The sequence below is a fragment of the Pseudomonas sp. AC255 genome, from assembly GCF_979258175.1.
The window spans coordinates 4,967,732-4,990,604 of the sequence record NZ_OZ409841.1; the positions used below are offsets into that span (position 1 = coordinate 4,967,732).

Here is a 22,873-nt window from a genome sequence, read left to right on the forward strand (position 1 = left end):
CTACAAGGACTCGCCCATGAAAGCGTTCGGCAAAATCCTGGGTCTGGTACTTCTCGGGCTGTTGCTGATCATTGTGGCGGCAGGTTTTGCCCTGACCCACCTCTTCGATCCCAACGACTACAAAGACGAGATCCGCCAGATAGCCCGCGACAAGGCCCACATCGAGCTGACGCTCAATGGCGATATAGGCTGGAGCCTGTTCCCGTGGCTTGGTCTGGAACTGCACGAAGCCAGCGTCGCCACTCTGGCCAAGCCTGCCGAACCGTTTGCCGACTTGCAGATGCTCGGCCTGTCCGTGCGCGTGCTGCCGTTGTTGCGCCGCGAAGTGCAGATGAGCGACGTGCGCGTCGAAGGCCTCAACCTGCGCCTGAACCGCGACAAGAACGGCCACGGCAACTGGGAAGACATCGGCAAGGTGCCTGTGGCGCCTGGCTCGACTCCACCCGCCACACCGGGCGCGACCGCCAGCGAGCCGACCGTCGCCGTGGAAAAACCGGCGCAACCGATCCGCCTCGACATCGACAGCCTGACCGTGAACAACGCCCGCGTTGAGTACACCGATGAGCTGACCGGCAAGCAGTTCAGTGCCGAAAGCATTCAGTTGAGCACCGGCCCGGTACACGATTCGACCAATATCCCGGTGAAAGCCACCGCGTTCCTCGGCACCAATCAACCGGTGCTGCGCGTGCGTACCGAGCTCAACGGCGAGCTGCGCTTCGAGCGCGCCCTGCAACGCTACAAGTTCGAAGACTTGAAGCTGACCGGCGAACTCGCTGGCGATCCGCTGCAAGGCAAAACCATGACCTTCTCCGCTCAAGGGCAGTTATTGCTGGATAAAGCAGCGAACGTCGCCGAATGGACCGGCATCAAAATTTCCGCCAACCAGTTGCGCGCCCTGGGCGAGTTGAAAGCCAACGACCTCGACAAGACGCCACAGATCAGCGGCGGCATTTCCATCGCCCAGTTCGATTTGGCGAAATTCGTCGACAGTATCGGCCAGACACTGCCGGCGATGGGCGAAGGCAGCCTGAGCAAGGTCGAACTGGTCAGCCGCGTTGCGGCCACCCCGACCAGCCTGTCGTTCGACAACATCAACCTGAAACTCGATGACAGCAGCTTCAGTGGCCGCATCGCCGTCGAGGACTTCGCCAAACAGTCGCTGCGCGCGATTCTCAAGGCCGACACGTTCAACGTCGACCGCTACCTGCCACCGAAATCGGCTCAGGCCAACAGCGCCACGCAAACCCGTCAGGCCGAAGTCGCCAGCACCGAGGCCGGCGCCGTCGCGGGTACCACGCCGCTGCCGGACAAACCGAGCAAAACCGCCTGGAGCACCGAGCGCCTGCTGCCGGTCGAGCGCCTGGCCAAACTGGATGTGGACGCCGACCTGACTTTCGGCCAACTGACCCTCGACAAGCTGCCGATCCAGAACGCCGCGCTCAAAGCCACCGGCCAGGGCGGCCTGCTGACACTGACTAACCTGAGCGGCGATCTGTACAACGGCGGCTTCGTCGCCAACGGCACACTCGACGTGCGCCCAAGCGCGCCAGTGCTGAACCTGCAGACCCGGCTCAATCGCGTCCCGGTGGAAAAAATCATCGAAAGCCAGGGCAAGACTCCACCGGTCAAAGGGTTGGTGACGCTGACCAGCAGCCTCACCGGCAGCGGCAACAGCCAACAAGCGCTGATCGACACGCTCAACGGCAACGCCAGTTTCGTCATCAACAACGGCGTGTTGCTCAATGCCAATCTCGAACAGCAATTGTGCAAAGGCATCGCCACCCTCAACCGCAAGACCCTTAGCGGCGAGCCTCGGGGCAAGGACACGCCGTTCGAGGAGCTCAAGGGCAATCTGACCGTGCGCAACGGCGTCGCCAGCAACCCCGACCTGAAAGTGCGTATCCCTGGCATGACCGTCAACGGTGACGGCGACATCGACCTGCGCGTGCTCGGCATGGATTACCGTGTCGGCATCATCGTCGAAGGCGATACCAGCGCCATGCCCGACCCGGCCTGTCAGGTCGGCGAGAAGTTCGTCGGCATCGAGTGGCCGCTGCGCTGCCGTGGCCCGCTGGAACTGGGGGCCAAGGCCTGTCGCGTCGACAATGACCGCCTAGGTCAGGTCGCCAGCAAAATGGCCGGCAACAAACTCAGCGAAAAGATCGACGAGAAATTGGGCGACAAAGTCAGTCCGGAACTGAAAAACGCATTGAAGGGGCTGTTCAAGCGATGACAGCGGAGCAGTTTTCCACGGCGGTGCTGGAGTGGTTCGACCGCCATGGCCGCCACGACTTGCCGTGGCAGCAGGACATCAATCCGTATCGGGTCTGGGTGTCCGAGATCATGTTGCAGCAGACCCAGGTCAGCACCGTGCTCAACTATTTCGAGCGCTTCATGGCGGCGCTGCCGACAGTCGAAGCGCTTGCCGAAGCGCCGGAAGACGAGGTGCTGCATCTGTGGACCGGGCTGGGTTATTACACTCGCGCACGCAATCTGCAGAAGACCGCGAAGATCGTCGTCAGCCAATACGCTGGCGATTTCCCGCGTGACGTGGAAAAACTCACCGAGCTGCCGGGCATCGGCCTGTCCACCGCCGGGGCGATCGCCAGCATCAGCATGGGCCTGCGCGCGCCGATCCTCGACGGCAACGTCAAACGCGTGCTGGCGCGCTTCACGGCGCAAGAGGGCTACCCCGGCGAACCGAAAGTCGCCAAACAGCTGTGGGCCAACGCCGAGCGCTTCACCCCGCACGATCGGGTCAACGCTTACACCCAGGCGATGATGGATCTTGGCGCCACACTCTGCACGCGCAGCAAGCCGAGCTGTCTGCTGTGCCCGCTCAAGCGTGGCTGTGAAGCGCACATGCTTGGTCTGGAAACACGTTATCCGATTCCCAAGCCACGCAAGGCCATCCCGCAGAAACGCACGCTGATGCCGATGCTCGCCAACGGCGAAGGCGCGATTCTGCTTTACCGCCGCCCGTCAACAGGACTGTGGGGCGGTTTGTGGAGCCTGCCGGAGCTGGATGATCTGGAAGATCTGCAACATCTGGCCGATCAGCACTCGCTGACCATGGGCCAGCAGCAGGCGCTGCCGAGCCTGATTCACACCTTCAGCCACTTCCAGTTGTCCATCGAACCGTGGCTGGTTCAGGTGCAGGAAGCCAGCCATCACGTGGCCGAGGCCGACTGGCTCTGGTATAACCTCGCCACCCCGCCGCGCCTGGGCCTTGCTGCCCCGGTCAAGACCTTGCTCGAACGCGCGGCCGCCGTATTGAATGCAGGAGAGTCGCCATGACCCGCACCGTAATGTGCCGCAAGTACAAAGAAGAACTGCCCGCGCTGGAGCGCGCCCTTTCCCGGGCGCCAAGGGCCAGGATATTTTTGACCACGTCTCGGCCAAGGCCTGGGCCGACTGGCAGAAACACCAGACCCTGCTGATCAACGAAAAGCGCCTGAACATGATGAACGCCGACGATCGCAAATACCTGCAGGGCGAAATGGACAAGTACTTCTCCGGCGAGGAATACGCCAAGGCCGAAGGCTACGTGCCGCCAGCCGAATAACCGGTATATTTCGTAAGCGACGGAATTAATTTAAGAAATTTTCAAAAAGTCGTTGACGTAAATCCGAAAAACCCTTTTAATGCGCCCCGTTGCCCAGATAGCTCAGTCGGTAGAGCAGGGGATTGAAAATCCCCGTGTCGGCGGTTCGATTCCGTCTCTGGGCACCAAATACCGAAAACCCTGAATCGCAAGATTCAGGGTTTTTTTATGCCTGCGATTTGATTCCCCTCCCTCGTCCCCTTCGATACACCCGGATTCCAGCTGTACTGGAAAAAACCCGAAATCTGTATCTCTCCGTGTAGATGGCGTTTCGCCAATACTTCAAGCAAGCCTTGGCGAGCCAATGACTGGCTCTACTTTGCGCCCCGCAACACTCTGGACTCCTGTAGCCCTCAGAGCGCAAACCCTGATTTTTGAATCGATCGGCGTCGTCCGCAAGGTCACTTCCTGTCCAGCAAAAAAATCTGAACCCAACCCACAGGCGAACTGCAGTTACTGCTTTTCAAACATTCCAGGATGAATGCTGGCGCCCCCGTGCGCCCGGCAAAAGAGCGAAACGGACGACGTATGATCAAGCAACTCATCAATGAAGACAGTTATGTGCAGATCGGCGATCTTTGCAGCGCAACGATCCAGCTGAAAATCGAAGGACTGAATCCCGCCGGCTCCATCAAGCTGAAGACCGCGCACGCGCTGATCACTGATCTTGAAGTCCGAGGACTGATCAACCACAAGACGCGCCTCATCGAATCCTCATCGGGGAATCTGGGCGTTGCGCTGGCCATGGCCTGCGCCGCCAAGGGCTACAAGTTCGTTTGCGTAATCGACCCGAATATTTCCGCGCCGAACCGCAAGCTGATTCACGCCCTTGGCGCGCAAATGCTCATGGTCGATCAGCGTGACGAGAACGGCGGTTACCTGAATTCGCGGATTCGCCTGATCGAACAACTGGTCGCTGACAACACCGACTACATCTGGCTCAACCAGTACAAGAATCCGACCAACCCCCTCGCCCACTATCAAGCGACTGCCAGGTCCATCGCGCGCAAGTTTCCCCAGGTGGATTACCTGTTCGTCGGCGCGGGCACCACCGGCACGCTGATGGGCTGCAAGAACTACTTCGCCGAACATCATCCGCAGACCAAAGTCATTGCCGTCGATACCGTCGGCTCGGTGACGTTCGGCCTGCCGGGCGGCACGCGCCATATCCCGGGGCTCGGCACCAGCCGCCTGCCGGAGATATTCGAGTCGTCGGGCATTCACGACTTCCTGTCGATTCCCGAGGAACAGACGATCAAGGTCTGCCGTTGGCTGGCGCAACGCTACGGCCTGCTCTTCGGCGGCTCCACCGGCACTGTGCTCGCCGGCATCCGCCAGTGGGCGCCGCATATCCGGCCCGACGATGTCGTGGTGGCGATCTCCCCCGACATGGGTGAGCGCTATCTCGAAACCATCTATTCCGACGACTGGGTCACCCAGCGGATCGGCGCAACCGCACTGCAGCCCCTTTTCCCTGAAATCGCTCTGGCACTCTCGGCGTAATCCTCATGACCACACAGAATCTGATCCAGCCGTTCCACGTCATCCCCGGCGCTGTCGTCAAAAACATCCTCAACGGGCTGCGGCATGCAACCATCGACATGGTGGCGCAGACCTACCTGACCCACGAGCGTGGCGAAACCGTTAACCCCGACAGTTACTTTTTGCGTTTCCCTGCGCAACCGGCGAACCGGATCATTGCGCTGCCGGCGGCCATCGTCGACAGCGAGGGCGATCAATCCGTCTCCGGGATCAAGTGGATTGCCAGTTATCCCGACAACATCAAGTCAGGCATTCCGCGCGCATCTGCCGTGCTGATTCTCAACGACCCGCAGACCGGTTATCCCTACGCCCTGCTCGAAGGTGCGCTGATCAGTGCCGTGCGCACGGCGGCGTCGGCGGTATTGGGTGCCTGGTGGCTGAATGGCCAGAACCGCCACGCGGCGACACTTTCGATCATTGGTGGCGGGGTAATCTCAAGAAATATCCTCGAGACTTTCGTCGCGGACGACTGGTCCTTCGACAGCGTGGGCATTCACGATCTCAACGCCGAATCGGCGCAAGCCCTCGCGGAATTTGGCGAACAACTGGGCCTGCCGGATGTGCGTCTGCTGTCGCTCGAAGACGCACTGACAGCCGACATCGTGGTGTTCGCCACCAGCGCGGGCGAGCCCTACGTAAAAGGCCAGGGCACGTTCCGCCCGGGGCAGATTGTTCTGAACATCTCGCTGCGGGATATCGGCGCCGAAATCATCGAGGAAAGTTACAACTACTTCGACGACATCACCCATTGCCTGAAGGCCAATACCTCACCGCATCTGGCCGAGCAGCAATACGGCCATCGCGACTTTGTCACCGGCACAGTGGCGCAGCTGATTCGCGGTGACCTGCATGTCGCCCAAGACAAACCGCTGATCTATTCGCCATTCGGCATGGGCATTCTCGATCTCGCGATTGGCCGGATGATCCACGACATTGCGGTGGCGGCCGGTACGGCAATTGCCATCCCCTCATTTTTTGGCGAGGAGCGCAGATGGTGAAGGCGCCTGTGCACATCGGCCTGGTCGGCTGCGGTTCGCGCGGATTGTCGATATTCGAGCGCCTGTTGAGCCGCGCCGAGGAACGCCCGCAACAACCGGTGTTCATCGACATCTTCGAGCCCAACGTGCTCGGCAGCGGCGCGCACTGGCCCGATCAACCGGACTACCTGCTGCTCAACACCGTCGCCGGTCAGCTCGGGGTATTTCCCGACGCAGCAGCGTTCGGTGATCTGACCGACGCCCGGGAACGACCAGGGCCGGACTTTCTCGCGTGGTGCAGAGCCCGGCGCGTCAAGGTTGACCCCGACAGCGGCCTGCTCGCCGCCGACGGTCGCGACGTCGAGCCGGAGGATTTTCTGCCACGGCACCTGCTTGGCGCTTATCTGGCCGACGCCTTCACGCGGATCCTCGCGACCGCACCCGCCTGGGTCACGGTCAATCTGCATCGGCATCAGGTCACGGCGGTCGAGCGCAACGAGAATCAGCAATACATTCTGCTGACCGCCGAAGGCGCTGCGGTGACGGTGGATCGTCTGGTGCTGACCGTTGGCCACACCGGACGCCTGCGCCTGGCGGGGCAGAACCGGGTCGACAACGTTTACCCGCTGCCGGGCAGCCTCACCACCGTCGAGCCCGGCGAAACGGTGTTGATCGAAGGGTTGGGCCTGGGCGCCATGGACACCCTGGCGGCGCTGACGGCTGGCAGAGGCGGGATCTACAAACCCATGGCCGATGGCAGTCACACTTACCAGCCTTCGGGTCAGGAGCCGGTGATCTTCATTCAGTCGCGGGACGGGCTGCCGTTTCGCACGCGTCCCAATGGCTTGATCGGCTGCCCCCGCCATAGCGCCGTGCTGCTCACGAGCGAGCGTATCGAATCGTTGCGGGTCAACGCGCACAACCGCCGACTGGATTTCGAACGGGACATTCTCCCGCTGATGCTGCTGGAGATGCGTGCCGCTGCGGTCGCCGTCCTGCATAAACCCTCAGCGCCGCAACAGCTGCTTGAGCAGCTCAGAGCCGTCAGCGTTGCCGGCCCTGCCGGTGTGGCCGCTTGTGAAGCCTTGCTGCGCGAGTTCGAAGCGATTGCCGGCGCAATCAGTCCGCTGGAGCTGATCAGCCACAAACTGCCCGACAGCGTCACGCCCTACAACTATCACGCATGGATTTACGACACCCTCGAAGCCGACTTGCAAGAAGCGCGTCTGGGACGCGGAGCGTCGCCGATCAAAGCCGCCATCGAAGTCTGGCGCGACTTGCGTGACCGGCTGCGTGAGGCGGTCGATTTCGACGGGCTCACCGAAGATTCGCATCGGCAGTTCTATGGCCGCTGGCACAAGGCGATCAACCGTCTGGTCGCCGGCCCGCAGAAGGAGCGCCACGCCGATCTGCTCGCGCTGTGTGATGCCGGTTTGCTGACCTTTCTCAAGCCCGGCTCACGCCCCGCGATCGATCACTTCAAGCGAGTCGCCGGTTACGTCCAGAGCAGCGGCGTCACCCACAGCGACTGCGCACCTGTGCGCGACCTCGCGCGCCTGGGCCTTGTGCGTCCACGCACCGATGTGCCGGGCATCGACGGCATCGATGTCGACGCGGCGTCCAACCCCAAGTCGAACAGCGGCGAAACGGTGCGTGACATCTGGGTGCTGGGTCCGCTCGCTGAAGGCTCCTGTTATTACAACCACTACGTCACCTCGGCGGGCGCACCTTCGCGGCTGTTCATGGACGCCCATCGAGTCGCCACCGCCATCCTTGAGACAGGAACTCGCGCATGAAACTCTACTATCAGACGCATTCGCCGTACGCCCGCAAGGTGTTGGTGCTGGCTCACGAACTTGGCATCGCATCGAGCCTTGAGGTGATACATCACGAGACCAGCCCGACTTCACCGAACGCGACCATTTACCAAGCCAACCCCTTGGGTAAACTGCCGGTGCTGATGCTGCCCGACGACACCGCACTGTTCGATTCCATCGTGATTTGCGAATACCTCGATGACCTGAGCAACGGCCGTAAATTCATCCCGGCAAGCGGCCCCGAGCGCTACAAGGCGCTGCGCCTGCAGGCATTGGCGCAGGGCATGTGCGACGTCGGCATCAAGCTGCGCTGGGAAGTCGAGCGGCGCCCCGAGGCTTTGCGCTATCCGGCGTACGCGGACGGCCAGGCCTACAAACTCAAGGAGGCGTATCGCTTCATCGAAGAACACGTCGACCTCAATGGCCCGATCACCGTTGGCCACATCGCCTTGGCGACCGCGCTGGACTGGATCGCTTTCCGTCAACTCTCGGACTTCTCGGCGCAAGCACGCCTGAGCGAGTGGTATCAGACGTTCTGCCAGCGCGCGTCCATGCGGGCGACCGAGTACAGCGGACAGACGCACGATTAAGCCAAGGAAACCGCTATGAGCTCTCTCTTGCTGCAAATGTCACCGATCGCGCTGGTGATCGCGCTGATCCTGATCCTCCGGCGTCCACCAGTACAGGCGGCGTTGGCCGGTGTGGTGCTGGTGTTGGTGCTGTGGGCACTGGGCGCTGCCGGGCCGGTGTCGGCGGCCATCTCCTCGGCGATATTTCAGGACACCACGATCCTGTTTCTCAGCACCGCGTGCGTCATCGTCCCGGGGCTGGCCTTCGTCATTCTGGTCGAGCGCGGCGGCGCGCCACAGGCCATCGGCGCGTGGGTCAAGGAACTCGGCTGGACACCCCGGCGCAGGTGATTTTCATCGTGCTGGGCCTGGCGCCGCTGCTGGAAGCGATGACCGGCTTCGGCGTTTCGCTGATCGCCACGGTGCCGCTGCTGATGGGGCTTTTCACTCGCCAGTCGGGGATGAAAATCGCTCTCGCCGGCATGGTGATCATGCCGTGGGGCACGCTGGGTCTGGCAACGGTGATCGGTGCCCTGCTGGCACATTTGCCGGCGCAAACCCTCGGTAGCCATTCAGCGCTGATCAGCGCGCCGGTGTTCCTCTGCCTGGCGTCGCTGGCCTTGTGGCAGGCCGGCATCCGCAGGATCACAGCGTGGCTGGGGCTGCTTGTCGTGACGGCCCTGTTCGTTGCCGTGCTGTTTTCCATCAACCTGTGGGTCGGCCCGGAAGTCTCCGGTGTGCTGGCCGGGCTGGCCGTGGCTTGCGTCGGCCTGGGCATCTCCTGGGCGCAACGGAAAAAACTGGTGCGCTGGCCGAGCGCGGCATGGCCTTATCTAGCCTTGCTGGGAGTGATTGTGGCGTCGCGCGGACTGTTCGTGCTGTCGGGCTGGGATGGCCTTTGGGTCATCAGGGGCGAACACGTTTCATGGAAGCCGCTGGCGTCTCCAGGGCTGGCGCTGCTGATCGTGACCGTGCTGATGGCGTTCAGGCAAACCGCGGGGGCGGGTTTCCCGTGGCAAGCGCTGTTGAACCGGGCGAAGTTTCCGGTCACGACAATCTTCCTGTTCCTGCTGCTGTCTCAGGTGATGGTCAACGCCGGATTCCTCGTCGAGGCGCAAAGCGCATTGCAATCCATGTCGGGTATTTCGCTGGCGCCGACGATCGCTCTGCTGGCAGGGATTGCCGGTTATGTCACCGGCTCCAACGTCGGCGGCAACACGCTGGTGATGCCGTCCATTGCCGCGCTGAGCAGCGAACACGGGGCGTGGCTGGCGGCAATGGTCAACAGCGCCGCCGGCCATGGCGCACTTGGCTCGCTGTCGATTCTGTCGTTGATCACCGGACTTGCCGGGGCCAACCGCCAGGAAGAAAACAGCCTGATCCGCTTCGCCTTCGGTCTGGTGGCGCTGAACATCGTCATAGTTGCTGCAACCGGGATCGTTTTGCTCTACTTTCTGTGAATTGTTTCGAATCATCACAGAGAACTTATGGACAGGTTTGATTTGCCGGACAAGCGCTGGCGGATAGTCAAGGACTGGATTATTCGCCAGATCGACAGCGGTGACCTGGCGGCCGAAGCGAAACTGCCGTCAATCCGCGTTCTGGCGCGGATGTTCGAGACCAGCATCACCACGGTGCAGCGGGCGCTGGCCGATCTCGAGGCCGACGCCTACGTCTCGACGGTACCGCGCGTCGGCTACTTCGTCTCGGCATCAGGGCGGGCAAAACCGTCCGGCGCTTTCGACTTTTCCAGTGTCACCGTCAACGTCAATCATGCGGTGGTTGCGATGCTCTCCGAGGCGGCCTCGCGCACCACCGCATCGCTGAATTCGGCCGTCCTGCACAGCGATCTCACGCCCAACGTGTTGCTCAACAAATGCCTCTCGGTGCTGGCCGCCAAGACTGACAACACGCTGAGCGGCCTGGTCGCGCCACCCGGCCTTCCCGCGCTGCGAAGGCGTATTGCCGGCCTGATGCTGACTCGCGGAGTGGTATGCGGGCCGGACGACATTCTGGTGACCTCGGGCGACACCATCGCTCTGGAACTGGCCCTCGAAGCCGTCGCGTCGAAAGGCGCTACCGTCGCCATCGAAACCCCGACCTATTACGGCATCCTGCAGACCATCGAACGCCTGGGCATGCGCGCCCTGCCGATCCGCACCGACGGCCGCACGGGCCTGGATGTCGATCATCTGGAAGAAGCCCTGAAGCAAAAAAAGGTCGCGGTGATTTTTCTCAACCCGACGCTGCAGAATCCGCGTGGCTTCATCATGCCCGACGACGCGCGCGCGACTTTCAAGGATCGCCCGGGAAGCGGATGTGCCGATCATCGAAGACGACATCTTCTTCGACCTGGTGCCCGAAGCTGATCGACCGCGCGCCCTCAAGAGCTACGACAGCAGCGGCCAGACGATCTACTGCTCGTCCTTTTCCAAAACCATCGCGCCGGGTTATCGCGTCGGCTGGTGTCTGGCCGGCAAATACCGCAATGCCATCCTCGCGCAGATGTTTTCGCGCAACCTGGCCGTTTCCAGCCTGGCGCAAAATGTTCTCAATGAATTCATCGGCCGTGGCTACATGGACGAGCACTGCGCCAGATTGAGGTCGCAACTCTCTTCGCTGGCGAGTTTTGTCGAAGCGCTGGTGCGCACGGATTTCCCGCTCGGGACCGTCTATGTGCCACCGCGCGGCGGTTTCATCCACTGGGTCGAAATGCCTGCACACACCGACATGCCGGCGCTGCAGCAACTGGCCACGGAGCGTGGTTGCCACGTGGCTGGCAGCGGCATATTTTTCGCCGACGGCCAGGCCTCCACAGGCGTGCGCATTTGCCTCGGCACTACGCTGACCCCGGCGGTGATCGGCATTCTCAAGGTGATCGCCGAATGCGCCCACCTTGCCGCACGCCCGACGAGCCCGCGGCAGATGCCGACTGAACAGCTGCAAGAGCTGGCAGTTTCCTGACCGACTTGCGCGAGCCTCGCTTATGAATCAGAAAAGAACCCGTATTCGCTTGCCGCATCCCCCGCCGTATCGCCCGAGCCACTGGACATTCTGGCTGACGGTGCTCGCTGGGGTGCTGATTGCCTTAGCCGTGTGTCTTTCGATCTACATGCTTATCGAAAGCTGGATCAGCGGTTCCATCACCACCAACAATCGCGGACCGCGCAGCACCTACACCTTGGCACTGCAACCTCGGCGATACTGGTTCGAGTTCATGTGGCAGAGCTTCTGGACCGCGTTCATGTTGGCCATCGGTGTGTTCGGGCTGTGGATTTATCGCAAAGGACGGGTGCGTGAGCAGAGGCCGAAGGGCAAGCGCTCGCGATGATGCAACTGGGGCGCTTTTTTGAAGCAGCCTCTTACCTGCCTGTTCTTTCATTCCAGCGCAACACCAGATCGCTCACCGCAGCGCTGCCAACTCTGCGGCGATTGACTGGGCAAAAGTACGAAATGGACTACGGACATTTACCCTGTTACGCGCCTTCCGGTGGCAATGTCCTGCAACGCCTGTCCCACCCTTCCTTCCGAACTCGCAGGTTCGCCCGACATACCTGCGCCGCCTTCCCCGGCATGCTTGCGTCTCTGTTTCCAGAATGCGGAAGACCCGATGAGCCAGCTCAAACCTGCTGATACGCAAGACCATAAAATCGATTCACTGCTGGGCGAACTGGGCGAGCTGATTCGCCAGGCGCGGCAAAAAGTGCTACGCGCGGTCGATACGATTCAGGTGCAGACTTGTTGGCAAATCGGCCGGCATATCGTCGAGTTTGAACAACAGGGAGCCCAACGTGCGGGATATGGGAAAAAATTGATTGGCCTACTGGCTAAGGATCTGACCGGGCAATTCGGGAAAGGGTTTGATGAAACCAATTTGTGGAAGATGCGCCTGTTCTATCAAAAATTTCCAATTCGAGACGCACTGCGTCCCGAATTGAGCTGGACCCACTACCGCCGGCTACTGCGGGTCGAAAGCGAGAAAGCGCGCCTGTGGTACATGAACGAATGCGCCGACCTCAACTGGTCAAGCCGCGCCCTTGATCGTCAGATCCTGACGCTCTACTACGAGCGCCTGCTGATGAGTCAGGACAAAGCCGAGGTGGTCGAGGAAGCCACGACCAACATCGACGCGATGAAATGCAATCCGCGGGAATTCATTCGCGATCCAGTCATGCTCGAATTCCTCGGCCTGCCCTCAGCAGGCAAAGTCAGGGAAAGCGGACTCGAACAAGCCCTCATCGATCACTTGCAAAGCTTTCTGCTTGAACTTGGCAAAGGCTTTTCCTTTGTCGCCCGCCAACAACGCATCAGCACTGACGGCGTCGACCTCTATATCGATCTGGTGTTCTACAACTATCTGCTCAAGTGCTTCGTGATCATCGACCTGAAACGCGGCAAGCTCAGCGCCCGCGATGTCGGGCAGATGGACATGTATGTGCGCATGTACGACGAGCTCAAGCGCAGCGAAGGTGACAAGCCAACCGTCGGTATCATTCTCAGCGCGGAAAGCAATGACTCGGTGGCGCGCTATTCCATGCTCAAAGGCAATGAGCAACTGTTCGCCAGCAGCTACAAGACGATACTGCCGAGCGAAGAAGAGTTACGTGCTGAACTCAACCGCGAACAGGCGTTGATCGAAGAACGCATGCTCATTCAATCCAGTGAATGAACCGGCCGGATTGTTCTTGATCAGCGCGGCGACTATGGTTGGCACCTAACCGCCGAGGTCAAGCACCATGAGCTGTCAGCAGACATCCGATGTGGGCGACCCAGAGTTGAGCCAAGCAGCTTTGACTTCAACTAAAGCTATGCCCTTCAAGGAAACCGCAGTCGACGGCTACGCACTCGGCGGCTTCACCTGGCGCCACAGTTCGCCCGATCCACAGCGTCCGGTGGTCATCATCAACGCCGCCACCTCGGTGCGCTGTCGGCACTATTCACGGTTCGCGGCCTACCTGTTCAGCCATGGCTGCGATGTGATGACCTACGATTACCGGGGCATTGGCGAATCACGCAGCGAATCGATCAAAGGGCTGCGTGCCTCGTGGACCGACTGGGGCGCGCTGGATTTCGAAGCGATGCTCAAACGCGCGCAGCGGGAGTTTCCCGGTCAGCCAATCGATGTGGTCGCCCATAGTTTCGGCGGTTGCGCGGCGGGCTTGGCGGAGTCGGGCAAGGTGATCCGACGGTTGGTAACCGTCGGTGCGCAGTTCGCTTATTGGCGCGATTACGCCCCTGAACAGCGCTGGCGGATGTTCGGCAAGTGGCATGTGGTCATGCCTTTGATGGCGCTGCTCTGCGGCTATTTTCCAGGCAAGCGAATCGGCTGGCTGGAGGACACGCCAACCGGCGTTGTCTGCGACTGGAGCACCCCCACTGCACGGTACGAGGATCGTCCAAGCGGTCGTGTGCTGATGAAAAAGGCGGGCGCCCTGCCCTTCGATGGCGTCCGCGCGCAGACCCTCGCCATCAGCCTCAGCGATGATCCTTACGGAACGATCCCGGCGATCGAACGCCTGCTCGGCTACTTCAGCAACGCGGCAAAAACCCATCTGCGCATTGCGCCGCAGGACATCGGCGAACGACAAGTCGGACATTTCGGCTTTTTTCGCAGCGCATACCAAGCCACACTATGGCCCATTGCTCTGACCTGGCTGCAGACCGGCGCACTGGCCGCCGATACACCCGGCCGACAAGTGCCACGCAGCTGAGCCCCTCTCAACGCACGACGGAACACATCATGGCCTCCGCCAACAAGCAGCAAAAACGCGCCACCCGGGCCAAAGCCAAGGCCAAGCAGAACCGCACCAAGCGCGCCGAAGCGCCGGTCGAGCTGGACCCGAACGACGACCGCATCGATTTCGAATCGGTGGACCTGACCGAGCTGTTCAAGAAAATGATCGACGCCGAGAAGATCAGCCAACAGGCCATGTGCACCGCGTTCCTTGAAGATCCGCTGCTGGAACTGGTCTATGAGCAGGAAGGTGAGGAAGGCGCGATGGATTTCATCCTCGCAGCGCTGATCGAGTATCGCCAGTGGTCGCAGGAAACCGACGAGGCCGGCGCGCTGGCGTGGATCGAATCTCCGGCATTCCAAGCTGACTACGTAGCGGCATCCGACGCGATCGCTGCACAAACCCAACAGAAGAACTGAGCTCCCATGGCATCCCTGAACAAGCAACAGAAACGCGCCAAACGCGCCAAGGCCAAAGCCAAGCAGATCCGTATGGTCGGGCGCAAACCGCTGGATCAGGACGAAGACCTCGGCCACCTCGCCGAGCCGATCCCGGAATACACCCTGGCGATGTTCAGCAAAATGCGCGATGCCGAAGCCGTCAGCCGCAACGAAATGCTGCTGACCCTGCTGCGCGAACTGGCCTTCATCATCGTCGACCACCCCGAACTGCTCGACATGGAAAACGCCGACAACGAAGGCATGGCCGCCACCCACCTGGCCGCCGACATGCTCATCGACTACCGCATGTGGGCCGACGGCATGACCATCGAACAAGCCCAGGCCTGGCTGAGCGAGCCGCAGTTCATTACGGATTTCGGGGTGGCGCTGGATGCTTATGGGAAGTCGGTAGACACCCAGGAAGACAAGAGCGAATAAGCCCTTCTCAGAAACAAAAACGGCCGCTAGTCATCCCTGACAGCGGCCGTTTTTACATCACGCGTTACGACTCAGTTCAACACCACCGCACCACGTTTCTCCAGCTTGCGCCGGCGCGACACCAGCAGACCGGCAGCCACCACCATCAGACTCAGCAGGCCCGTGGCAAGGATTTCCACGCGGTGGGCTTCCTGGAACAGCATGATGGTCAGCGCGGCGACGATGAAGATGATTACCGCCCAGGTCAGACCCGGGAACAGCCACATGCTGAAGACGATTTTCTCGCCGCGCGCCATGCGCTGCTTGCGCATGCGCAGTTGCGAGAAGGCGATCACCAGGTACACCAGCAGGGCGATGGCGCCGGAGCTGGCCAGGAGGAATTCAAACACCGCGGCCGGAGCCACATAGTTGGCGAAGGTGCAGAGAAACGCTGCGCCGGTCGACAACATCACCGCCCAGTAAGGCGTACCGCTCTTGTTGGTGCGGGTCGACATGGCCGGGGCATCGCCGCGCTTGCCGAGGGAAAAGAGCATGCGCGAGGAGGTGTACAGCGCCGAGTTCAGGCAACTGGTCACTGCGACCAGTACGACGATGTCGACGATCATCTTGGCGTTGGGAATGCCCATGCGCTCAAGTACGGTCTGGTAGGAACCCAGGTTGGCCAAGGTAGGATCGTTCCACGGCACCAGCGCAACCACGATGAAAATCGACACCAGATAGAACAGGCCGATCCGCCAGATCACCGAGTTGGTCGCTTTGGAAATCTGCTTGCCAGGGTCTTTCGATTCCGCCGCTGCGATGGTGACGATTTCGGTACCCATGAACGAGAACATGGTGGTCAGGATCGCGCCCAGCACAGCACCCATGCCATTGGGCAGAAAGCCGCCGCTGTCGAACAGGTGCGAAACGCCACTGACCTGGCTGGTCGGCAGGAAGCCGAAAATCGCTGCAAGGCCGAGGCCGATGAAGCCGATGATCGCAAGCACCTTGATCAGGGCGAACCAGAACTCGAACTCACCGTAATTCTTCACGCTGAACAGGTTGGTCACGGTCAGCAGCATGGTGATCACCAGCGCGAAAGCCCAAATGTCGACACCCGGGAACCACGCATGCAGGATGGTCGCGGCGGCGTTGGCTTCCAGCGGAATCACCAACACCCAGAACCACCAGTACAGCCAGCCGATGGTGAATCCGGCCCAGTGACCGATCGCGCGATCAGCGTAAGTCGAGAACGAACCGGTGTCCGGCGAAGCCACGGCCATCTCGCCGAGCATGCGCATCACCAGCACCACCAGAGTACCGGCAGCGGCGTAGGCCAGCAGCACGGCCGGGCCGGCGGCAGCGATGGCGTGGCCGGAGCCGACGAACAGACCGGCGCCGATCACACCGGCGATCGACAACATGGTCACATGACGCGGTTTGAGCCCCTGTTCGAGGCCAGTGGAGCTTGGGGTACTGCTCATAGAGACTACCTTTGCAAGGAAAGCGAGTGCGTCCGGCGCGTCTGTAAATTCTTTCTCGTAAAAAGAATCCAACGGCCTGTTCCTTATTCTGCACGCAATATTTGCGCCAAAATGTTTCAAGTCCTTGAGGGCCGGGGGCTCCGGCATCCGGTGCAAGTCCTTGAGTTTAATGGCTATTCGCCAGAACGTTACCCGGCGACTCACTTTCAAGACGAATTCGCGCACCAGAAACACACAGATAAAGTGTGCGGCGCACAGAAAAAGGGCGAATAAGGAACGTTCGGCCGGATAGCGCTTCCAACACCCCGCCAAAGCTGGCAACATCGCGCCTTTTTTTACGCGGCACCCACGGGTTTGCACGATCAAACACCCGTTCGGTTGTTGACGGGGCGACAGTCTGCTGCGCCGATGCGACAACCCGCCACATGCCACCCGTTTACCGCTCGTAGCGCTGTTGGCTGCCATTGAAACGCTATGCTAGCTTGGCCGCCTCGCCAGGAAGGCCCGCCAACAGCAGGAGCGCAACATATATGAGGAACGCACATGGCTGAGGCCACGCCCGCGCTTGAAATCCGCAACTTGCACAAACGCTACGGACAGCTGGAGGTGCTCAAAGGCATCTCGCTGACCGCCCGCGACGGCGACGTGATCTCGATCCTCGGCTCTTCCGGTTCCGGCAAGTCCACGTTCCTGCGCTGCATCAACCTGTTGGAAAACCCGCACCAGGGCCAGATCCTGGTGGCCGGTGAAGAACTCAAGCTTAAAGCCGCGAAGAACGGCGAACTGGTCGCCGCCGACGGCAAACAGATCAATCGTCTGCGCTCGGAGATTGGTTTTGTATTTCAAAACTTTAATCTGTGGCCGCACATGAGCGTGCTCGACAACGTCATCGAGGCCCCGCGCCGCGTGCTCGGCCAGAGCAAGGCCGAAGCCATCGAAGCCGCCGAAGCGTTGCTCGCCAAGGTCGGCATCGCCGACAAGCGCCACGCCTACCCGGCGCAATTGTCCGGTGGTCAGCAACAACGCGCAGCGATCGCCCGCACGCTGGCGATGCAGCCGAAGGTGATCCTGTTCGACGAACCGACCTCCGCGCTTGACCCGGAAATGGTTCAGGAAGTACTTAGTGTCATCCGCGCATTGGCCGAAGAAGGCCGCACCATGCTGCTCGTGACCCACGAAATGGGCTTCGCCCGCCAGGTTTCCAGCGAAGTGGTGTTCCTTCATCAGGGCCTTATAGAAGAGCAAGGATCGCCACAGCAGGTGTTCGACAACCCACTTTCGGCGCGCTGCAAACAATTCATGTCCAGCAACCGCTAACGGAGCAACATGCATGCAGAATTTCAAAAAGGTCTTCCTGGCCGCCGCCGTCACCCTCGCGTTCAGCGCCGGTGCCATGGCTGAAACCCTGAAGATGGGCATCGAAGCGGCCTACCCGCCGTTCAACAATAAAGACGCCAGCGGCCAAGTGGTCGGCTTCGACAAGGAAATCGGCGACGCCCTGTGCGCGAAGATGAAAGCCGAATGTTCCGTCGTCACTTCCGACTGGGACGGCATCATTCCGGCGCTGAACGCGAAGAAGTTCGATTTCCTGATTTCCTCGCTGTCGATCACCGAAGATCGCAAAGCCGCAGTGGACTTTACCGACCCGTACTACTCGAACAAATTGCAGTTCATCGCGCCGAAGAACGTCGACTTCAAAACCGACAAGGACTCGCTCAAGGGCAAGACCATCGGCACCCAGCGCGCAACGCTGGCCGGCACCTGGCTGGAAGACACCTACGGTGACGATATCAAGGTCAGCCTCTACGACACCCAGGAAAACGCCTACCTCGACCTGACCTCCGGTCGTGTCGACGCGATCCTCGCCGACAAGTACGCCAACTATGACTGGCTGAAAACCGACGCTGGCAAGAACTACGAGTTCAAGGGCGACCCGGTAGTGGAAAGCGACAAGATCGGTATCGCCGTGCGCAAGGGTGACAACGAACTGCGCAACAAGCTGAACGCCGCGCTGAAGGAAATCGTCGCTGACGGTACCTACAAGAAAATCAACGACAAGTACTTCCCGTTCAGCATCTATTGATCTGACCTGTGGGACCGGCGCCGCGATGAAGCGGCGCCGGCTCCCGACTTTGCCTGCCGCAATTTGAACAGAAACCCATGATTATCGACCTCTACGGATTCGGCCCGGCGCTCGCCGCTGGTGCGCTGATGACCGTCCAACTGGCCCTCACCGCCCTGTGCCTGGGCCTGGTGCTCGGCCTGCTCGGCGCCTTGGCCAAGACTTCCCCGTACAAGCCGCTGCAATGGCTTGGCGGTACCTACTCGACACTGGTGCGCGGCGTCCCGGAATTGCTCTGGGTGCTGTTGATCTACTTCGGTACGGTCAACCTGATGCGCGCCCTCGGTGAGTACTTCGGCAACCCCGACCTGCAACTCAACGCCTTTGCCGCCGGTGTGATCGCACTGGGCCTGTGCTTCGGCGCCTACTCCACGGAAGTGTTTCGCGGCGCCCTGCTGGCCATTCCCAAGGGCCACCGTGAAGCCGGCCAGGCCCTGGGCCTGTCGAAATGGCGGATTTTCACCCGGCTGATCATGCCGCAGATGTGGCGCATCGCCCTGCCGGGCCTGGGCAACCTGTTCATGATCCTGATGAAAGACACCGCGCTGGTATCGGTCATCGGTCTGGAAGAAATCATGCGTCACGCGCAGATCGGTGTGACCGTGTCAAAACAACCGTTCACCTTCTATATGGTCGCGGCGATCATGTACCTCGGCCTGACAGTGCTGGCGATGACCGGCATGCACTTGCTGGAAAAACGCGCCGCCCGCGGCTTTGCGAGGAGCGCGCAATGAACTGGGAAGTCATCATCAAGTGGCTGCCAAAACTGGCACAGGGCGCGACCCTGACGCTGGAACTGGTCGCCATCGCGGTCATTGCCGGCCTGCTGCTCGCCATTCCGTTGGGCATCGCCCGCTCTTCGAAGCGCTGGTACGTGCGCTCGCTGCCTTACGCCTACATCTTCTTTTTCCGGGGCACGCCGTTGCTGGTGCAGCTGTTCCTGGTCTATTACGGCCTGGCGCAGTTCGACGCCGTACGTGAAAGCGCGTTGTGGCCCTACCTGCGCGATCCGTTCTGGTGCGCGACCGTGACCATGACCTTGCACACAGCGGCGTACATCGCCGAGATTCTGCGCGGTGCCATTCAGGCGATTCCACCCGGTGAAATTGAAGCCGCGCGAGCCTTGGGCATGTCCAGACCGAAAGCGATGTTCTACATCATCCTCCCGCGTGCTGCGCGCATCGGCCTGCCGGCCTACAGCAACGAAGTGATCCTGATGCTCAAGGCCAGCGCCCTGGCCAGCACCGTGACCCTGCTGGAACTGACCGGCATGGCACGCACGATCATCGCCCGCACTTATCTGCCGGTGGAGATCTTCTTCGCCGCCGGCGTGTTCTATCTGGTCATGGCTTACGTGCTGGTACGCGGCTTCAAGCTGCTGGAGCGCTGGCTGCGCGTCGATGCCTGCCAAGGCCGCTGACACTTCCTGCGTGCTGACGGGCGAGGACTTACTCGCCCGCTTCACCGCGCTGGATGCTTTTCTGATTGAGCATCAGGCGCTGTGGAAACCTCGACCGTTCACTCACCTACAACTTCCATGGGAAGCGTCCTACCCGGAGTTGTCTGCGTGGCTGCGCAAGCGATCGCTGGAAGATGCAGAACGCGCGCATAACCATCCTGCTGATCTTGTCGATGCGCCAGAGCCGTTCGCTTCATTGGCGAAGTTGTCGGCAGAGTTGAGTGCGGTCGGTGAGTTGCCGGGGCATGCGCTTGAGGCTGCCGGGCATCGCTTGAATGTCGATGTGCCCGGGCGCAAGTGGCAGCAGATTGAAGCGTTTGCCAGTCGTTTGTCTTTCGCTTCGCCACCGACGCATTGGTTGGATTGGTGTTCAGGCAAAGGGCACTTGGGACGGCGCTTAATGGGGTCGGGGCAGCAACTGACTTGCGTTGAATACGATCCTTTATTGGTCGCCAGCGGTCAGGCACTGAGTCAGCGTCATCACTTGCACGCCCTGCATGTCGAACAGGATGTACTCGCGGCAGACGCCCCGGCCGTATTGAACGCCGCCCACACCCCCGTCGCCCTCCACGCATGCGGTGATCTGCACGTGCGCTTGATGCATTTGGCCAGTGCTGCCGGCTGCCAGCAAATGGCGATCGCACCGTGCTGTTACAACCGCATCAGTCGTAACGAATACCAGGCCTTGTCCTGCGCAGGATCGGCATCGCTTCTACAGCTCTCGCTGGAAGATCTGGCGCTGCCGATGAACGAAACCGTCACCGCCGGTGCGCGCGTCCGGCGCCAGCGTGACACATCGATGGCTCGTCGCCTGGCTTTTGACCTGCTGCAACGGCAAGTGCGCGGCGTCGATGAATACCTGCCAACGCCCTCCCTGCCCAGCGCCTGGCTGGACAAACCGTTCGCCGATTACTGTCGCGATCTGGCTGTGCTCAAAGAGTTATCCACAATCCGCGAGCCAGATTGGCCCGCACTCGAAACAGCCGGTTGGCAGCGGTTGGCCGAAGTTCGCAACCTGGAATTGCTTCGCGGATTGTTCCGGCGATCGCTGGAGCTCTGGCTGAATCTGGATCGGGCGCTTTTCCTCGCAGAACAGGGATACGTCGTACGCCTCGGCACCTTTTGCGACACCTCACTCACACCCCGTAACCTACTGCTGCTCGCCGAACGCGCTTAAAACGTTACAGCCTGTGGATAACTCTGTTGATGGATTTGCCGTGGATCCAATATCTGCGCCTGTTTCGTCGCGTTAACAACACTGGTCATTTTTTGTTCACATGAATAAAAAACCTGTAAAACAGGGATTTGCGAACAAGATAAGAATGGGTTCACAACACCTCGCATAAGCCAGTATCCGCGCCCCTCAGTTGTGCATAAGCTGCCAATCAAAACGACATAACCGACGAATATTGGGCTAGCCGAGTGAATAATTGTGGGGTCATGAAAGCCGAAGCTGACCCGTACGCCCTGTATAAATGTCTTACTACGCGCGAGGTACAAAAGCAGCGCATAAATTTGCGCTGGGCCTGATTTTTCCGGAATGCAAAAATAGTCTGAATTCAGGGGTTTACAGGATCTACCCAATCGCTATAATCGTCGCCCACACGCCGGTATAGCTCAGTTGGTAGAGCAACTGACTTGTAATCAGTAGGTCCCGGGTTCGACTCCTGGTGCCGGCACCATATAAAACAAGGGCTCGCAGCAATGCGGGCCTTTTGTTTATCTGAGATACGTAACAAGCCACGTAACAAGGCTCTGAATGGCCCCCGTCACGCTTCAGGATGAAGGAGAGTTACTGCTATGACTTGGCGATTTCTGGACTGGAAGTTTCTTGTTACTTTGGCAGTAACCATTCTAGGCGTCGTGGTTCCAGTGGTCTGGCAGTCCGATCCGTCCTCAAAAAGTATGGAGCTTCGACTTAACTCCATCATTTCTCTAGAGCCTGCCTCCCAGATTCACGATCTTCAGCTGATGCTTGACGGGAAAAAGCTCGAATCCCCCTACTCCACGACGGTAGAACTGGTAAATACCGGCTCCAAGTCGGTACTGAGTAAGGATTTCGACAAGCCGATCGAAATCACAGTCGAGGATGGTGCCCAGGTCATAACAGCCAGGATCACTGGTACCTCCCCTAGCGATATACCAGTGGAGATATCCACCACTGACCGTATTGTTCGCATCGCACCGCACCTCTCGAATTCCGGTGACTCTGTCTCACTAAATATAATCACCTCAGGTAAAAAGCCTGTTTACAGCGTGCGAGCGCGCATAGCAGGGATCTCGCACGTTACCTATACAGACCTGACTCTGCCCAAATCGCCATACATTCGATATTTAAAGCCCGCGTTCCAGGGCCTGAGCGCGTGGATGATGTTTTGTTTGAGCGTGATGTTCGCGGTTGCTGTGGTCACGCCGCAGGACTTCGGAACACCACGAGTTGTATCAGTGTTTGTGGCCATAGGCTCGTACACCGGCGGAACCCAGCTGATGGCGCTAATGGTTGAAGGATTGGAGTTGCAGAATCGTTGGGAAATCCTTGCGCCGATGCTGGCGATCGCGGCAGCTCTGGCCGTCGCGTGTTCTGGATATTTAACCATTCGCTGGAACCGATTCGCTCGTAACTTGAGCACTGAACGTAACGCTGTGGGTTCACGAAGGTGGCCATGAGTAAACGAGCTTTGTGGCCTGAGAGAGCTTGTTTTTAATG

Annotated in this window: 20 protein-coding genes, 2 tRNA genes and 2 pseudogenes; 23 read left to right on the forward strand and 1 reads right to left on the reverse strand. The window is 60.1% G+C overall.

The window, feature by feature from the left end:
• Window positions 1-16: 16 nt before the first annotated feature.
• The 16 genes and pseudogenes from ACZZ0K_RS22375 to ACZZ0K_RS22450 all read left to right on the forward strand — a co-directional run bounded on the left by ACZZ0K_RS22375 (window position 17) and on the right by ACZZ0K_RS22450 (window position 15,122).
• Window positions 17-2,233, forward strand: a complete 2,217-nt coding sequence (locus ACZZ0K_RS22375) for an AsmA family protein (protein ID WP_056787222.1) — start codon at window positions 17-19, stop codon at window positions 2,231-2,233.
• A complete protein-coding gene (gene mutY / locus ACZZ0K_RS22380; protein ID WP_323620142.1) occupies window positions 2,230-3,297 on the forward strand; it encodes an A/G-specific adenine glycosylase in 1,068 nt (355 codons plus the stop codon). The genes ACZZ0K_RS22375 and mutY overlap by 4 nt, the downstream gene beginning before the upstream one ends.
• A pseudogene (locus ACZZ0K_RS22385) lies at window positions 3,294-3,565 on the forward strand (oxidative damage protection protein). Before mutY ends, ACZZ0K_RS22385 begins: the two are co-directional and overlap by 4 nt.
• A 91-nt stretch (window positions 3,566-3,656) precedes the next feature.
• A tRNA-Phe gene (locus ACZZ0K_RS22390) sits at window positions 3,657-3,732 on the forward strand.
• A gap of 400 nt (window positions 3,733-4,132) precedes the next feature.
• Entirely contained in the window at window positions 4,133-5,107 is a 975-nt protein-coding gene (gene sbnA, locus ACZZ0K_RS22395) for a 2,3-diaminopropionate biosynthesis protein SbnA (protein ID WP_258707464.1), read from the forward strand.
• Window positions 5,108-5,112: 5 nt separating this feature from the next.
• A complete protein-coding gene (gene sbnB, locus ACZZ0K_RS22400) occupies window positions 5,113-6,144 on the forward strand; it encodes a 2,3-diaminopropionate biosynthesis protein SbnB (protein WP_224789892.1) in 1,032 nt (343 codons plus the stop codon).
• Complete coding sequence (locus tag ACZZ0K_RS22405; protein ID WP_258707463.1) at window positions 6,138-7,919, forward strand: FAD/NAD(P)-binding protein; 1,782 nt, start codon at window positions 6,138-6,140, stop codon at window positions 7,917-7,919. The genes sbnB and ACZZ0K_RS22405 overlap by 7 nt, the downstream gene beginning before the upstream one ends.
• Window positions 7,916-8,530 (forward strand): glutathione S-transferase family protein, encoded by a 615-nt coding sequence (locus tag ACZZ0K_RS22410; RefSeq protein ID WP_258707462.1) that lies wholly within the window; start codon window positions 7,916-7,918, stop codon window positions 8,528-8,530. The genes ACZZ0K_RS22405 and ACZZ0K_RS22410 overlap by 4 nt, the downstream gene beginning before the upstream one ends.
• A 15-nt stretch (window positions 8,531-8,545) precedes the next feature.
• Window positions 8,546-9,969 (forward strand): annotated as a pseudogene (locus ACZZ0K_RS22415) (L-lactate permease).
• A 27-nt stretch (window positions 9,970-9,996) separates the two neighbouring features.
• Window positions 9,997-10,878: an aminotransferase-like domain-containing protein gene (locus ACZZ0K_RS22420; protein ID WP_463559359.1), complete on the forward strand. Its 882-nt coding sequence runs from the start codon at window positions 9,997-9,999 to the stop codon at window positions 10,876-10,878.
• Window positions 10,829-11,473: an aminotransferase class I/II-fold pyridoxal phosphate-dependent enzyme gene (locus ACZZ0K_RS22425; protein ID WP_463559361.1), complete on the forward strand. Its 645-nt coding sequence runs from the start codon at window positions 10,829-10,831 to the stop codon at window positions 11,471-11,473. Before ACZZ0K_RS22420 ends, ACZZ0K_RS22425 begins: the two co-directional genes overlap by 50 nt.
• 22 nt (window positions 11,474-11,495) lie before the next feature.
• Window positions 11,496-11,840 carry a hypothetical protein gene (locus ACZZ0K_RS22430; RefSeq protein WP_056787206.1) on the forward strand — a complete coding sequence of 115 codons (345 nt, stop codon included), beginning with the start codon at window positions 11,496-11,498 and terminating at the stop codon, window positions 11,838-11,840.
• Window positions 11,841-12,119: 279 nt separating this feature from the next.
• Window positions 12,120-13,178 (forward strand): PDDEXK nuclease domain-containing protein, encoded by a 1,059-nt coding sequence (locus ACZZ0K_RS22435; RefSeq protein WP_122705202.1) that lies wholly within the window; start codon window positions 12,120-12,122, stop codon window positions 13,176-13,178.
• Between the two features lie 139 nt (window positions 13,179-13,317).
• Window positions 13,318-14,220 carry an alpha/beta hydrolase family protein gene (locus ACZZ0K_RS22440; RefSeq protein ID WP_252883864.1) on the forward strand — a complete coding sequence of 301 codons (903 nt, stop codon included), beginning with the start codon at window positions 13,318-13,320 and terminating at the stop codon, window positions 14,218-14,220.
• 29 nt (window positions 14,221-14,249) lie between these two features.
• The gene (locus ACZZ0K_RS22445; protein ID WP_016772137.1) at window positions 14,250-14,663 is read left to right on the forward strand and encodes a hypothetical protein; all 414 of its coding nucleotides are present in this window, start codon (window positions 14,250-14,252) and stop codon (window positions 14,661-14,663) included.
• A 6-nt stretch (window positions 14,664-14,669) separates the two neighbouring features.
• Window positions 14,670-15,122: a hypothetical protein gene (locus ACZZ0K_RS22450; RefSeq protein ID WP_129998312.1), complete on the forward strand. Its 453-nt coding sequence runs from the start codon at window positions 14,670-14,672 to the stop codon at window positions 15,120-15,122.
• A gap of 71 nt (window positions 15,123-15,193) precedes the next feature.
• On the opposite strand, the gene gabP is transcribed toward ACZZ0K_RS22450, so the two are convergent.
• Window positions 15,194-16,585, reverse strand: coding sequence for a GABA permease (gene gabP / locus ACZZ0K_RS22455; RefSeq protein ID WP_016772141.1), 1,392 nt, complete (start codon window positions 16,583-16,585; stop codon window positions 15,194-15,196).
• Window positions 16,586-17,128: 543 nt separating this feature from the next.
• Between gabP and ACZZ0K_RS22460 the strand changes: the two genes are divergently transcribed.
• From ACZZ0K_RS22460 to ACZZ0K_RS22490, 7 genes are all read left to right on the forward strand, one after another.
• On the forward strand, window positions 17,129-17,902 hold the full coding sequence (locus ACZZ0K_RS22460; protein WP_236168220.1) for an ABC transporter ATP-binding protein: 774 nt from the start codon (window positions 17,129-17,131) through the stop codon (window positions 17,900-17,902).
• Window positions 17,903-17,915: 13 nt separating this feature from the next.
• Window positions 17,916-18,668 (forward strand): ABC transporter substrate-binding protein, encoded by a 753-nt coding sequence (locus ACZZ0K_RS22465; protein WP_095181077.1) that lies wholly within the window; start codon window positions 17,916-17,918, stop codon window positions 18,666-18,668.
• Window positions 18,669-18,745: 77 nt separating this feature from the next.
• Entirely contained in the window at window positions 18,746-19,441 is a 696-nt protein-coding gene (locus tag ACZZ0K_RS22470; protein WP_258707459.1) for an ABC transporter permease, read from the forward strand.
• Window positions 19,438-20,127: an ABC transporter permease gene (locus ACZZ0K_RS22475; RefSeq protein ID WP_016772145.1), complete on the forward strand. Its 690-nt coding sequence runs from the start codon at window positions 19,438-19,440 to the stop codon at window positions 20,125-20,127. The genes ACZZ0K_RS22470 and ACZZ0K_RS22475 overlap by 4 nt, the downstream gene beginning before the upstream one ends.
• Entirely contained in the window at window positions 20,108-21,343 is a 1,236-nt protein-coding gene (locus tag ACZZ0K_RS22480; protein WP_258707458.1) for an SAM-dependent methyltransferase, read from the forward strand. Before ACZZ0K_RS22475 ends, ACZZ0K_RS22480 begins: the two co-directional genes overlap by 20 nt.
• Window positions 21,344-21,772: 429 nt before the next feature.
• Window positions 21,773-21,848, forward strand: a tRNA-Thr gene (locus tag ACZZ0K_RS22485).
• A gap of 118 nt (window positions 21,849-21,966) precedes the next feature.
• Window positions 21,967-22,833: a hypothetical protein gene (locus ACZZ0K_RS22490; RefSeq protein ID WP_258707457.1), complete on the forward strand. Its 867-nt coding sequence runs from the start codon at window positions 21,967-21,969 to the stop codon at window positions 22,831-22,833.
• The last annotated feature ends 40 nt before the right edge of the window (window positions 22,834-22,873 follow it).

What these genes read in the sequence shown, in the direction of transcription:
- ACZZ0K_RS22410 (WP_258707462.1), top strand. Translation starts at nt 7,916, where the DNA reads ATGAAACTCTACTATCAGACGCATTCGCCGTACGCCCGCAAGGTGTTG.
- ACZZ0K_RS22490 (WP_258707457.1), top strand. Translation starts at nt 21,967, where the DNA reads ATGACTTGGCGATTTCTGGACTGGAAGTTTCTTGTTACTTTGGCAGTA.
- ACZZ0K_RS22435 (WP_122705202.1), top strand. Translation starts at nt 12,120, where the DNA reads ATGAGCCAGCTCAAACCTGCTGATACGCAAGACCATAAAATCGATTCA.
- ACZZ0K_RS22460 (WP_236168220.1), top strand. Translation starts at nt 17,129, where the DNA reads ATGGCTGAGGCCACGCCCGCGCTTGAAATCCGCAACTTGCACAAACGC.
- ACZZ0K_RS22420 (WP_463559359.1), top strand. Translation starts at nt 9,997, where the DNA reads ATGGACAGGTTTGATTTGCCGGACAAGCGCTGGCGGATAGTCAAGGAC.
- ACZZ0K_RS22450 (WP_129998312.1), top strand. Translation starts at nt 14,670, where the DNA reads ATGGCATCCCTGAACAAGCAACAGAAACGCGCCAAACGCGCCAAGGCC.
- ACZZ0K_RS22405 (WP_258707463.1), top strand. Translation starts at nt 6,138, where the DNA reads ATGGTGAAGGCGCCTGTGCACATCGGCCTGGTCGGCTGCGGTTCGCGC.
- ACZZ0K_RS22430 (WP_056787206.1), top strand. Translation starts at nt 11,496, where the DNA reads ATGAATCAGAAAAGAACCCGTATTCGCTTGCCGCATCCCCCGCCGTAT.
- ACZZ0K_RS22475 (WP_016772145.1), top strand. Translation starts at nt 19,438, where the DNA reads ATGAACTGGGAAGTCATCATCAAGTGGCTGCCAAAACTGGCACAGGGC.
- sbnB (WP_224789892.1), top strand. Translation starts at nt 5,113, where the DNA reads ATGACCACACAGAATCTGATCCAGCCGTTCCACGTCATCCCCGGCGCT.
- ACZZ0K_RS22465 (WP_095181077.1), top strand. Translation starts at nt 17,916, where the DNA reads ATGCAGAATTTCAAAAAGGTCTTCCTGGCCGCCGCCGTCACCCTCGCG.
- ACZZ0K_RS22470 (WP_258707459.1), top strand. Translation starts at nt 18,746, where the DNA reads ATGATTATCGACCTCTACGGATTCGGCCCGGCGCTCGCCGCTGGTGCG.
- mutY (WP_323620142.1), top strand. Translation starts at nt 2,230, where the DNA reads ATGACAGCGGAGCAGTTTTCCACGGCGGTGCTGGAGTGGTTCGACCGC.
- sbnA (WP_258707464.1), top strand. Translation starts at nt 4,133, where the DNA reads ATGATCAAGCAACTCATCAATGAAGACAGTTATGTGCAGATCGGCGAT.
- gabP (WP_016772141.1), bottom strand. Translation starts at nt 16,585, where the DNA reads ATGAGCAGTACCCCAAGCTCCACTGGCCTCGAACAGGGGCTCAAACCG.
- ACZZ0K_RS22445 (WP_016772137.1), top strand. Translation starts at nt 14,250, where the DNA reads ATGGCCTCCGCCAACAAGCAGCAAAAACGCGCCACCCGGGCCAAAGCC.
- ACZZ0K_RS22375 (WP_056787222.1), top strand. Translation starts at nt 17, where the DNA reads ATGAAAGCGTTCGGCAAAATCCTGGGTCTGGTACTTCTCGGGCTGTTG.
- ACZZ0K_RS22480 (WP_258707458.1), top strand. Translation starts at nt 20,108, where the DNA reads ATGCCTGCCAAGGCCGCTGACACTTCCTGCGTGCTGACGGGCGAGGAC.
- ACZZ0K_RS22440 (WP_252883864.1), top strand. Translation starts at nt 13,318, where the DNA reads ATGCCCTTCAAGGAAACCGCAGTCGACGGCTACGCACTCGGCGGCTTC.